The 11,144-nt window shown below is 73.6% G+C and carries 10 protein-coding genes; 2 read left to right on the forward strand and 8 right to left on the reverse strand.

The window, feature by feature from the left end; genetic code table 11:
• Positions 1-152 precede the first annotated feature (152 nt).
• On the forward strand, positions 153-665 hold the full coding sequence (locus MTF65_RS12810; RefSeq protein ID WP_243628777.1) for an ATP-binding protein: 513 nt from the start codon (positions 153-155) through the stop codon (positions 663-665).
• 126 nt (positions 666-791) lie between these two features.
• Here MTF65_RS12810 and MTF65_RS12815 read toward each other — a convergent pair whose 3' ends face one another.
• The 3 genes from MTF65_RS12815 to MTF65_RS12825 form a co-directional block, all read right to left on the reverse strand.
• Positions 792-1,007 (reverse strand): DUF397 domain-containing protein, encoded by a 216-nt coding sequence (locus tag MTF65_RS12815; RefSeq protein ID WP_051696354.1) that lies wholly within the window; start codon positions 1,005-1,007, stop codon positions 792-794.
• Between the two features lie 129 nt (positions 1,008-1,136).
• Entirely contained in the window at positions 1,137-3,188 is a 2,052-nt protein-coding gene (locus MTF65_RS12820; protein ID WP_243628778.1) for an FUSC family protein, read from the reverse strand.
• 189 nt (positions 3,189-3,377) lie between these two features.
• The gene (locus MTF65_RS12825; protein ID WP_243628779.1) at positions 3,378-4,547 is read right to left on the reverse strand and encodes a DUF2786 domain-containing protein; all 1,170 of its coding nucleotides are present in this window, start codon (positions 4,545-4,547) and stop codon (positions 3,378-3,380) included.
• A 162-nt stretch (positions 4,548-4,709) separates the two neighbouring features.
• On the opposite strand from MTF65_RS12825, the gene MTF65_RS12830 reads away from it, so the two are divergent.
• Positions 4,710-6,389 carry a bifunctional 3'-5' exonuclease/DNA polymerase gene (locus MTF65_RS12830; protein WP_243628780.1) on the forward strand — a complete coding sequence of 560 codons (1,680 nt, stop codon included), beginning with the start codon at positions 4,710-4,712 and terminating at the stop codon, positions 6,387-6,389.
• Positions 6,390-6,446: 57 nt separating this feature from the next.
• On the opposite strand, the gene MTF65_RS12835 is transcribed toward MTF65_RS12830, so the two are convergent.
• From MTF65_RS12835 to MTF65_RS12855, 5 genes are all read right to left on the reverse strand, one after another.
• Positions 6,447-7,736, reverse strand: coding sequence for a hypothetical protein (locus tag MTF65_RS12835; RefSeq protein WP_243628781.1), 1,290 nt, complete (start codon positions 7,734-7,736; stop codon positions 6,447-6,449).
• A gap of 62 nt (positions 7,737-7,798) precedes the next feature.
• Positions 7,799-8,311: a SigE family RNA polymerase sigma factor gene (locus MTF65_RS12840; RefSeq protein ID WP_243628782.1), complete on the reverse strand. Its 513-nt coding sequence runs from the start codon at positions 8,309-8,311 to the stop codon at positions 7,799-7,801.
• A gap of 75 nt (positions 8,312-8,386) precedes the next feature.
• Positions 8,387-8,866: a GNAT family N-acetyltransferase gene (locus MTF65_RS12845; protein WP_243628783.1), complete on the reverse strand. Its 480-nt coding sequence runs from the start codon at positions 8,864-8,866 to the stop codon at positions 8,387-8,389.
• A gap of 89 nt (positions 8,867-8,955) precedes the next feature.
• A complete protein-coding gene (locus MTF65_RS12850; RefSeq protein ID WP_243628784.1) occupies positions 8,956-10,167 on the reverse strand; it encodes a serine hydrolase in 1,212 nt (403 codons plus the stop codon).
• Between the two features lie 244 nt (positions 10,168-10,411).
• Entirely contained in the window at positions 10,412-11,140 is a 729-nt protein-coding gene (locus MTF65_RS12855; protein ID WP_243628785.1) for an isocitrate lyase/phosphoenolpyruvate mutase family protein, read from the reverse strand.
• Between the last annotated feature and the right edge of the window lie 4 nt (positions 11,141-11,144).

Consider the following 11,144-nt stretch of genomic DNA (forward strand, 5'->3'; position numbering starts at 1 on the left):
GTGCACGTGCATCTGCCCTTGCATCTGACTTCCGCATTCGGAACGATGGTCCCCGCGCACCTGCGTGCTCTTCGCGCCGGCGCCGGACCCACCCCGCAGTTCTTTTTGGACAGAGCCGCCCGCTCGGTCCGCGAATCCCGGGAGTGCCTCGCATGGGGACGAATGGATCGACCATGCTCGAGCCGTTACGGCAGGGGCTTCCCCCGGTTGACCCCACGGCCGTGTCCGGGTCCGCCTCCTGCGCTCTGCCCGCCCGTTACGAGGCCGTGCGGGGCGCGCGTACGTTCACCCGGTCCACGCTGTCCCAGTGGGGCCTGGACGACCGCTTCGACGACGTGGCCCTCGTCGTCTCCGAACTCGTCACCAACGCGCTGCGCCATGCCCTGCCCGACGACGCGCGCCCCGGTGCGGGCGGCGAACCCGAGGCGCCGGTGCGGCTGCACCTGATGCGGTGGAGCACCCGGCTGGTGTGCGCGGTGCGGGATCCCAGCGAGGACCGGCCGGGGGGCTCGTTCGTGCCCGAACGGACGGACGAGAACTGCGACCTGGAGTCCGGGCGCGGGCTGTTCCTGGTGGACTCGTACAGCGACAGCTGGGGCTGGCACCCGCTCGCGGGGCGGCTGACCGGCAAGGTGGTCTGGGCGCTGTTCATGATCCAGGACTGATCCGGGGGCAGGACAGGCAACTGGCCGGGGTTGATCTTTCGATCAGTCCCGGCCAGTGCACGTGCATGGCGCGATCAGAGCACCGTTCCTCGCGGCGGCGACCCGTCAGTCGTCGGACGCCAGACGTCAGGCGATCAGATGGTCGAACTCGCCGTCCTTGACGCCCAGCAGCAGCGCCTCGATCTCGGCCGGCGTGTACACGAGCGCCGGACCGTCCGGAAAGCGTGAATTGCGCACGGCGACGGCGCCGCCCGGCAGCTTGGCGAACTCCACGCAGGATCCCTGCGAGTTGCTGTGTCTGCTCTTCTGCCAGGTCACGCCGTCGAGTTCTGCAGCTGCCATCCCGTTGTACGCGTGGTCCACAGGAAGCCCCCGATAGTGCAGATGTCAACTCCACCGGATCATAGCTGTGTTCATAAGTGGATGCATGGGCAGATGCACGTGCACGCGCAGTGGTCCCTTGATCACAGTTCAGGGGCGCAGCGCCTCGGAGACCTCCTCCAGCGACTCCAGCAGTTGCTCGGCGGCTCCCCTCAGGACCCCCGACTCGGGGGCGTCCCAGCAGGTCAGAAGGGTGCGGACGCCGTCCCACTCCGGGACGCGGCGCTCCCGTACCGCCTTCGCCCCCGCCTCGGTCGCGGTCCGCAGGGCCTCCGCGAGGGCGGCCGCGCCCGGCACCGGGGTGTGGGCGCGGTCCGGGAGATGCGCCTCCAGCAGCATGGCGTTGCGGCCCATAGCGGCCAGGGCGTCGGCCGCGTCGTCGGCGGCCGCGCGGGACAGGCCCCGGTGACGCACCGGCTCCCCGGCGGCCCGGGCCAGGGCCTCCTGCCACGCGATCCGGGCGTCGCGCGCGGCCAGCAGCGCCTCCCGCACATCGGCGCGCCGGGCCCCGGCCGGGTCGGCGTACTGGCTGAGCACGGCGGCCGCGTACCGCCCGCCGGCGGCGAGCCAGTCGGCCAGCCTGGTCCGTAGCCGCGGGGTCTCCCAGGCCGGGTAGAGGGCGTACGCGATCATCGCGAGCAGTCCGCCGACCAGGGTGAGGGCGACCCGGTCGGGCACGGTCTGGTCCCAGCGCACCCCGCCCATGCCGAGCAGGAACACCACGTACGCGGAGACGAAGGCCTGGGCGACGGCGTACCCGGTGCGCAGCAGCACGTACATCAGGCCCGCGCTGACCACCGCGAGGAACCCCGACAGGTACATCCCGGGCCGGGCGAGCTGCACGATGCCGGTGGCGACCGCGACCCCGACGAGGGTGCCGCCGAAACGGGCGACGGCCCGCGCGTAGGTCTGGGTGAAGTCGGGCCGCATCACCATCACGGAGGCCATCGGCGCCCAGTACCCGTACCCGTGCCCGAACGGCAGCGCCTGGCCGATCGCGTAGCCCGCGCAGACGGCGGCGGTGACGCGCAGGGCGTGCCGCAGGATCGGTGACCCGGGGCGCAGTTCCGCCCGTATCGCCTTCAGGACCACGGGCGCCAGGGCGAGCAGGGTGGGCCGCAGCATCGAGGCGGCGGGATCCGCGGTGCGGCCGGACCCGGGCTCGGCCGTCTCCAGTACGTCGTCCAGCAGGGCGGCGAGCCGACGCGCGGCCCGCAGGGGCGGGCCGGTGAGGACGTCCGCCAGATCCGGGGACTTCAGCACGGCCAGCGCCGGCGCGGGGAGCCGTACCGGTTCCCCGTGCCGGATCGCCCGCGCGGCGGCGTCCAGGACCTCCGCCGCCGCGGCGAGCAGTGCGCGCACCCGGTCGCGGGCCGGGCCCTCGGCGGGCGCCCCGACCGCCGGATCGGCGAGGGAGGCCAGCACCGGACGGATTCGTTCCGCGAGCCCCCGCGCCCCGTGCAGCTCGGCGGGCCGCCGGCGGGCCTGACGCACGGTCACGGTGGCGGCGTCCCGCGCCTTCATCAGCGGCTCGGGATCGAAGTGCGCGAGGGGATCCCGGCGCAGCCGGCGGGCGTAGTCGGCCTCGTCGGCGAGCGCGTCGGCGAGGGCGTCGCGCTGGGCGCCCCAGCGGCGGATCGGGAACAGCACGATCAGCAGGGCCTGGACCACCCCGCCGGCGGCGATCATCGCGGTGTGCCCGGCCGCCTGGGCCACGGAGGTGGGCAGGGTGACGGTCACCAGCATGACCGCGACGTTGCCGGAGGCGATGATCCCGGCGGTGGGCCCGGCGGCCCACATCAGGCCGGTCAGGAAGGTCCAGACGGCGAGCAGCGCGAGGAACAGCCCGGTGTGCGAGGCCCCGACGAGGTAGCCGACGAAGGTGGAGACGGCCAGGGTCAGCCCGGAGGCGAGGGCGAGCACGGGGCGCGGGCGCCAGCTCTGCTGGAAGGTCGCGATGGCGGCCATGAACGCGCCGAAGGCGGAGCTGGCGGCGGAGCCGGGACCGAAGAGGGCCAGCCCGGCCCCGATGACGAGGGCGAGCCCGGCCGTTGCGCGCAGCGCGACGAGGGGTTCCAGTCGGATCCGCTCGACCGTCATGCCCGACCGGGCGGTGTCCTTCAGTGCCCGGAGCCAGCCCATGGCGCCGAGCGTATCCGTTTCGCCCCGGAATCCGGCCCGGTGCGGCGCCGTTGCGGGGCTCCGCCCCCGAACCCGGCCCGGTGCGGCGCCGCCGCGCGAGCGACCCCGGGCTGCGCCCGGGCTTCCTGGGGCTCCGCCCCAGACCCCGCGCCTCAAACGCCGGCGGGGCTGGATTCGGCGGAGCCCCGGTTACCGCGGTAGCGGTTTGGTTCGGGCGGACACGTGGGCGGCGTCGGCGGCGGCTGTGCCGTGTTCCCAGCCCGCGTGGTCGGTGGCGCCGCGCAGGCGGGTGGTGGTGGTTCGGGGGAACATCTCGTCCGCCCGGGAGGTGACGGCGACATCGCGGGCGATCAGGGCGGGCAGGTAGTCCGGGGCCTCGGCCGCCGTGTGCTCGGCGGTCTCGGCGAGCCGCTGGCCGAGCCGGCTGGCGTAGGCGAGCAGGAAGGACTGCCTGAAGGTCTTCGTCCGCTTGCGCCCGCCCGAGCGCTGGGCGGCCTCGGCCCGGGTCATGGCGGCCGTCCCCTGTACGAGCAGCGAGGTGTAGAGGAGCTCGACGGCCTCCAGGTCGCTCTCGAAGCCGACCACCGTGGAGAACTCGAACCCGCTGTTCCACACCGCCCGGCAGCGGTTGGCCGTGGCCACCGCGTCGAGCAGTACCGCCTTGGCCTCCTCGTACGGCGGCTCGACCCCGATCCGGCAGGCCGCGGGGACCTGGGCCGGTCCCTTGCCGCTCGCCGCGAGCAGGGCCTCGTCGACGGTGTGCCGCGCCATCAGCTCCTGGGCCTTGGCGCTGAGCGCCTCCGCCTCCTCCGGGAACGTGGTCGCCTCGGCCTTCGCGAGCAGGGCCCGGATCCGGCCCAGCATGCGCGGCTCGATGTGCGCATGCTCGGCGAGGGCGTCGACCGGGTCGCCGGGAAGCGGACCGACCGGTTCGATCGAGGGCAGCCGGATCAGCAGTCGCAGCACCTCCAGGAAGGTGGTGGCCAGGGTGAACCGGTCCGCCTTCTCGCGCCGCGCGAGCTGTTCGGCGTACGTGTCGTCGCTCGTCCACCAGACCTCGGCGTCGGTCCACCGCTCGGGCAGCCGGGCGTAGCGCCGCGCCTCGCCGGCGATCAGGTCGCCGGTGATCCGTATGTGCCGCTGGTCGAGGTCCCGCCGCACCAGCCGCAGCACGTCGGCCGGCCGCCACCCCCGCTCCCAGGCCTGCCGTACGTACGCCTCCCCGCGCGCCAGCAGCTCCCGCCCGACCCCGCCCCACCGGCCCGGCTCGGCGGCGAGCATCGAGGCTCCGATGTCCAGCCCGGTGTCGTCCTGGGCGTAGAGGGCAGCGGCGAAGGCGCGGTCGACGGTGTCTTTCACACCCCTCAGCTTGGCACGCCACCTCCGAACCCAGCCCGGCGGCAATCCAGCCCCGCCGGCGTTTGAGGCGCGGGGTCCGGGGCAGAGCCCCGCAACGGCGCCGCGCCCGGCAACACCGGCGAGGCCGGGTCACTGTCAGACCCCGGTGGGACACTCGCGCCCATGAGCGACCGCACGCCCCGCTGGGCCCTGGCCGAGGACGGCGACGGCCACTGGCACGCCGCCCCGGTGGGCCCCGCACCGGTGGGTCCCACCCCCGGCGTCCGCGACCCCGCGGAGGCGGTCCGGGCCGCGCCGCCCGGCACCCGCTGGATCTGGCGGTCCACCTCCGCCGTCTACCCCCGCCTCCTCGCCGCCGGCGTCACCGTGGACCGCTGCTACGACATCGAGAACGCGGAGCTCCTCCTGCTCCGCCACGAGGGCCGGTTCGGCGAACCCCGCTCCGCCGCCGCCGCGTGGGCCCGGCTGAGCGGCGCACCCGTACCGCCCGACCCCCCGCAGCGCGCCGCCGAGCCCGGCGCCCAGGACTCCCTGTTCGAGCCGCGGCCCACGCCCGTACCCCTCGACGCCCTGCTCGCCGTCTACGAGGACCAGGCCGCCCGGCACGACCGCACCGCCCACCCCGACCGCATGCGCCTGCTGACCGCCTCCGAGTCGGCCGCCTTCCTGGTGGCCGCCGAAATGCACCGCGCGGGCCTCCCCTGGCGGGCCGACGTCCACCGCGCGCTGCTCACCGAACTGCTCGGCGAGCGGTACGCCGGCGGCGGCGAGCCCCGCCGGCTCGCCGAGCTCGCCGACCGGGTCTCCGAGGCGTTCGGCCGCCGCGTACGCCCCGATCTGCCCGCAGACCTCATCAAGGCCTTCGCCGAAGCCGGCATCAAGCTCAAGTCCACCCGCCGCTGGGAGATCCAGGAGCTGGACCACCCGGCCGTGGAGCCCCTCGTCGAGTTCAAGAAGCTGTACCGGATCTACACCGCCCACGGCTGGTCCTGGCTCGCCGACTGGGTCCACGACGGCCGGTTCCGCCCCGAGTTCCTCCCCGGCGGCACCTTCACCGGCCGCTGGGTCACCAACGGCGGCGGGGCCCTGCAGATCCCCAAGGTGATCCGGCGGGCGGTGGTCGCCGACCCCGGCTGGCGGCTCGTCGTCGCCGACGCCGACCAGATGGAGCCCCGCGTACTGGCCGCGATTTCCCGCGACCCCGCCTTCATGGAGGTGGCCGGCCGCCCCGAGGACCTCTACACCTCCCTCTCCCGCCAGGGCTTCGCCGGCGACCGGGCCTCGGCCAAGCTCGCGGTCCTCGGCGCCGTCTACGGGCAGACCTCCGGGGACGGCCTGAAGAACCTGGCCGCGCTGCGCCGCCGCTTCCCCCGGGCCGTGGCCTACGTGGACGACGCCGCCAAGGCGGGCGAGGAGGGCCGGCTCGTACGGACCTGGCTGGGCCGCACCTGCCCACCGCCGGCCGGCGACCCCGAGGAGGGGGAGGCCGGGATCCCGCAGGACCGGGAGGACGGCGGCCGGACCCCGGGCCACTCCTCCGCCAGTACCCGGGCGCGCGGCCGGTTCACCCGTAACTTCGTCGTCCAGGGCAGCGCCGCCGACTGGGCGCTGCTTCTGCTCGCCGCCCTGCGCCAGTCGATCGCCGCCGCCGGGATGCGGGCCGAGCTGGTGTTCTTCCAGCACGACGAGGTGATCGTGCACTGCCCCGCCGAGGAGGCCGAGGCGGTCGCCGAGGCCATCCGCGCCGCGGGCGACCGGGCCGGCCGCATCGCCTTCGGCGACACCCCGGTCCGGTTCCCCTTCAGCACGGCGATCGTGGAGTGCTACGCCGACGCCAAGTAGCCGCGTCCGAGCCCCTCGGCCGCGCCCCCTCGGCCGCGCTCCCTCAGCCGCGCCCCCTCAGCCCAGCCACTTCGGGTCGAGTGCGATCGTCTTGAGCTGCTCCGTCGTCAGGATGGGCTCGGGTCGCGTCGCCGGCTTGTTCTGGTTGGCGGTGTTGAAGGCAGAGACCACCACCCGCCTGCCGTCCGGCCGGAGCGTGTCGGCGGTCCACCAGACCACGCCCGCGCCGCCCTTCTCGCCGGGCCTCTCCTCCAGCTTCACGAGGGTGCCGTCGGGCAGGGTGGTGGCGCCGGCGCCGGTGAAGTAGTCCTTGAGCGCCTCGCCCATGTGCTCCTGGACGTTGACCTGGACGAGCGACTTCCCCTTGCCGTCGTCGAGCACGCGGTAGCCGTAGTCCCCCGCGTCGCTCTTGGCGACGACCGTGATCCCGCTCTTCGGCAGCAGGGATTCCAGTACCGCCCCGGCGTCCGGCACCACGGGCCGCGGGACGGAGCCCGGCGGCAGCGGCTTGGCCGACGGCAGGTCGTTCAAGGCGGGATGCCACAGCGGCGACGCGGCGAACTCCTTCAACTGCGCGGGAGTCAGCGGCGGGTTGGGCCGGGAGACCTTCGCACCCTTCTCCGCCGGGGCGTTCCACTCCGATACGTCGATGTGGAAGCCCTGCGGGGTCACCAGGGTGGCCCGCCACATCTTGGTGGGCTCGCGGCGGTCGGGGTACTCGTAGCCCTGGTACAGCGAGAGCTTCGAGCCGTCGGCCAGCGTCTCTACCGCGCAGGCGTCGTAGTCCACCAGGTTCTTGTCCGGGCACTTCAGCATGTCCGCCGCGCCCGCGCCGTTCGGGTCGGTGCGCGAGAGGCCGACTCCGATCGCCGCCTTGCCCTTCCCGTCGTCGTAGACGCCGTGCACCATCGGGCCCGGCTCGTCGCCGGTGCCCCGCGCCTCGGTCCCGGACACCGTTCCGCCGGGCAGCAACTGCTTGAGTACGGCGATCAGCTGCTCCGCGGAGACCGCCCCGGTCCCGAGCCCCGGCCGCTTGCCCCGCCCGCTCCCCGATCCGTTCCCCGGCGCGGCGGTCGGCAGGGCCGGCGGTGCCTCGGCGACGTTCGCCGGCCCCGAGCCGCCCGAGCCCCCCGAGCCGCCGGAGCCGTCGAACAGGCCGCCCGTGTAGGCGCCCCCCGTGGCGATCACGGCCAGGGCCAGCACCGACCCGCCGACCACCGCGGCCCGGCGGCGGGCCACCAGCTGCCGTCCGCGCCGCTCACCGGCCTCCACGAGCGCGTGCCGGTCGGTGACGAATCCGTCCCCCGTGCGCCGGAGGGCATCGCCGAGCTCATCTTCAAAGGGCATGGGGAACCAGGCCTTCCAAGTAATCGGGTGAGTCGATGGTGAGAGAGGTGAGAGCCCGGGGCTCAGTGACCGGCGAACTCCGCCAGGCTGCCGCCCAGTTGCTCGCGCAGCCGGGCGAGGGCCCGGGTGCTGCGGGTCCGTACGGCCGCCGAGCTGACGTCCATGGCGCCGGCGGTCTCCTCGACGCTGCGGTCCTCCCAGTACCGCAGCACCAGCACCGCCCGGTCCTTGGGCGCCAGCCGCCCCAGGGCCGTGAGCAGGGTGATCCGCAGCGCGGGATCGGCGCCGCCGGGCAGCGCGCCCGCGTCGGGGAAGTCCCCGACCGGGCGCTCCCCCGTCGAGCGGCGGCGCTGGTGCGTGAGGAACACCCGTACCAGCACCGTCTGGGCGTAGGCCGCCGGATTGTCGATACGGGAGACCCGCCCCCAGAGCAGGTACATCCGCCCCAGGGTCTCCTGTACGAGGTCCTCCGCGAGATGGGTGTCACCGCTCGCCAGCAGGCAGGCCGACCGGTACAGAGGCCCCGACCGGCCCGCCGCGAACTCCCGGAACCCGTCTCTGCGACCCTGCCGCATGCTCTCCCCCTCGCGTCCGTCCCACCCCACTGACGCGGTGGCGGCGCGAGAATGTTTCATCCCTGCCGGGAGTGATCAGCCCAGGTCGTGGAAGTAGGCGTGGAACTCTTCGCGGACGAAGCCCTCGGCCTCGTACAGCCCCTGCGCGACCGTGTTGTCGTACGCGGTCTCCAGCTGCACCCCGGCCACCCCGGCCTCGCGGGCCCGGCGCAGCACTTCGCGCAGCAGCGCGCGGCCCGCGCCGGTGCGGCGGCCGCCCGGGGCGACGTACAGGTCGTTCAGCACCCAGGCCGGCTTCATGGTGAGCGACGAGAAGGTCCGGTAGACCTGCGCGAAACCGACCGTCCCGGCCCCCGGCACGTCGGCGAGCAGGACCAGCGACTCGTCCTTCGCGATCCGCTCCGCGAGGAACGCGCGCGGGCGGTCCGGATCCTCCACGTCCGTCTCGTAGAAGTCGAGGTAGCCGCGGAACAGCTCCGCCGCCGTGTCGATGTCCGCCTCGCCCGCGACGCGCAGCGCGATCCTCGAACCGTGCTGCGTGGTCTGCCCGTTCACAATCCGTCTCCTTCGTCCGTTCCCGCGCGCCGGACCCATTGTGCGGGCAGGGACGGACGACTGGGCAGGGAGGGACGACTGGGCAGTCCTTATTTGGCGGTGGTGTGGGCGGGCAGTGAGTAGACGTGGTCCGGTGTCACGATCTCCGTGATCGCCTCGCCGAACAGCGTGCTCGGCTCCTCGCCCTCGGCCATGATGTCGGTGTTGAGCAGGACGACCAGCGTGGCCTGCGCCTCGGGCAGGTACATGACCAGGGACTCGTATCCCGGCAGCGAGCCGTTGTGCCCGAGCCAGCCCTGGATGTTGAAGATGCCGAGGCCGTACCCGGCGCCCGGCAGGACGGGGATGACCTTCAGCCGCTCGGCCTGGGTGGCCGGCGTCAGCAGCGTCCCGGTGGCCAGGGTCTTCGCCCAGGACCGCAGATCGTCGAGGTCGGAGATCATCGCCCCGGCGGCCCAGGCCCAGGACGGATCCCAGTCGGTCGCGTCCTCGACCTTCCCGGATTCCGTCTGGTTCGTGTAGCCGTGGGCGTGCGGCTCGGGGAACTCCCCGCCCTTGGGGAAGAGCGTGTTCGTCAGCTTGGCCGGCTCGACGACCTTGTGGTTGATGTAGTCGGCGATGTTCTCCCCGCTGATCTTCTCCACCACCAGCCCGAGCAGGATGAGGTTGGTGTTGGAGTAGAAGAACTTCGCGCCGGGCTCGAACATCACCGGGTGTTTGAAGGAGTACGCGAGCAGTTCCTCCGGGGTGAACACCCGGTCCGGATCGGCGAACAGCGCCTGGTCGAACCCTGCGTCCTCGGAGTAGTTGAACAGGCCGCTGCGCATTTCGGCGAGCTGGCGCAGGGTGATCCGGTCGCCGTTCGGGACTCCGTCGATGTACTTCCCGATGGGGTCGTCCAAGCCGACCTTGCCCTCGTCCACGAGCTGGAGCAGCGCGGTCACGGTGAAGGTCTTGGTCGCGCTCCCGATCCTCATGTGCATGTCGGTTTCCATCGGCGCGCGCGTCGCCTTGTCGGCCACGCCGAAGGTACGGACGTACTCGCCCTTGCCGGGGGCCGACAGGGAGACCATCACCCCGGGCACCTTCGCCTGGGTCATGACCTTCTGGACGGCCTCGTCCAGCCGCGCCGCCACCGCGGGCGTGAGCCGCGGGAACGCGTCGTCGGTCGCGGGCGCCGAGGTGATCGAGGCCCCTGGTGTCGGCGCGTCCCCCGCGTAGCCCGATCCGGCCGCGAGCGGCACCACCACCAGCCCCACCGCGGCCACTCCCGCTGCCGCACCGCGCCACCGTGTCGCCATGCCCGGCCTCCTGTCACACGACGCCCGGGCCCCCGGTCCCTCCAACGTATCCCCGCCCCACCACCCCGGCGACCGCTGGCCTGCCGCGCCCCCGTGCCGCGACGCGGGCGGGAGGGGGGAGGGGGGAGGGAGGGGGGAATGCCGCGGGCGGCGGCGGCCCTCACGCGTACGCGCGAGGGCGGGCCGCCGCATCAGCGGCCTGCACCGGGGACGGGCGGGGCAGGCGGACAGCCGTGGCCGGGGCTTACAGCTCCCTGGCCATGCTCAGGACCGAATCCATGGCGCGGCTGTACAGGGTGCCGCCGAAGGTGACCCGGGCGGCTCCCAGGGTGCCCAGCACCTTCGGTTCCGTGCCGCCCGGCAGGTAGAGGGCGTTGACCGGTCGTGAGACGCACTCCGCGATGTCGGGCAGGAGTCCCACCGGAGCCAGGATCGGGAAGATCACGTCCGCACCCGCCTCGATGTAGAGGCGGGCCCTGCGAACCGCCGACTCCACCGACTTGTCCCCGTACAGGAACGTGTCGACGCGGGCGTTGAGAACGATCCGGTCGCCCGCGGCCACGCTGACCTCGGCGAGCCAGTTCGCGTGCTCCTCGGCGTCCTTGACCTCTCCGGTCAGAGGCTCGGAGTCCTCCAGGTTGCAGCCGACGGCGCCCGTTTCCAGCAGCCGCTCCACGATCTCCTGCGGGGCCAGCCCGTAGCCGGCCTCGATGTCGGCGGTCACCGGGACGTCGACCGACCGCACGATCCGTGCGATCGCGGCGAACATCTCGTCGGCGGGGGTGCCACCGCCGTCCTCGTACCCCAGCGACGCCGAGATCGCGGCGCTGGACGTGGCGAGGGCGGGAAACCCCGCCTCCGCGTAGGCGCGTGCGCTGCCCGCGTCCCACACATTGGGGATGACCAGCGGGCCATCGCGGTTCGTACGGTCGTGCATGGCCAGAAATGACTCGGCCGCCTTGAGCTGGGCCATGGGG

The organism is Streptomyces sp. APSN-46.1 (assembly GCF_022815725.1).
Taxonomy (GTDB): domain Bacteria; phylum Actinomycetota; class Actinomycetes; order Streptomycetales; family Streptomycetaceae; genus Streptomyces.

What these genes read in the sequence shown, in the direction of transcription:
- MTF65_RS12810 (WP_243628777.1), top strand. Translation starts at nt 153, where the DNA reads ATGGGGACGAATGGATCGACCATGCTCGAGCCGTTACGGCAGGGGCTT.
- MTF65_RS12815 (WP_051696354.1), bottom strand. Translation starts at nt 1,007, where the DNA reads ATGGCAGCTGCAGAACTCGACGGCGTGACCTGGCAGAAGAGCAGACAC.
- MTF65_RS12820 (WP_243628778.1), bottom strand. Translation starts at nt 3,188, where the DNA reads ATGGGCTGGCTCCGGGCACTGAAGGACACCGCCCGGTCGGGCATGACG.
- MTF65_RS12830 (WP_243628780.1), top strand. Translation starts at nt 4,710, where the DNA reads ATGAGCGACCGCACGCCCCGCTGGGCCCTGGCCGAGGACGGCGACGGC.
- MTF65_RS12835 (WP_243628781.1), bottom strand. Translation starts at nt 7,736, where the DNA reads ATGCCCTTTGAAGATGAGCTCGGCGATGCCCTCCGGCGCACGGGGGAC.
- MTF65_RS12840 (WP_243628782.1), bottom strand. Translation starts at nt 8,311, where the DNA reads ATGCGGCAGGGTCGCAGAGACGGGTTCCGGGAGTTCGCGGCGGGCCGG.
- MTF65_RS12850 (WP_243628784.1), bottom strand. Translation starts at nt 10,167, where the DNA reads ATGGCGACACGGTGGCGCGGTGCGGCAGCGGGAGTGGCCGCGGTGGGG.
- MTF65_RS12855 (WP_243628785.1), bottom strand. Translation starts at nt 11,140, where the DNA reads ATGGCCCAGCTCAAGGCGGCCGAGTCATTTCTGGCCATGCACGACCGT.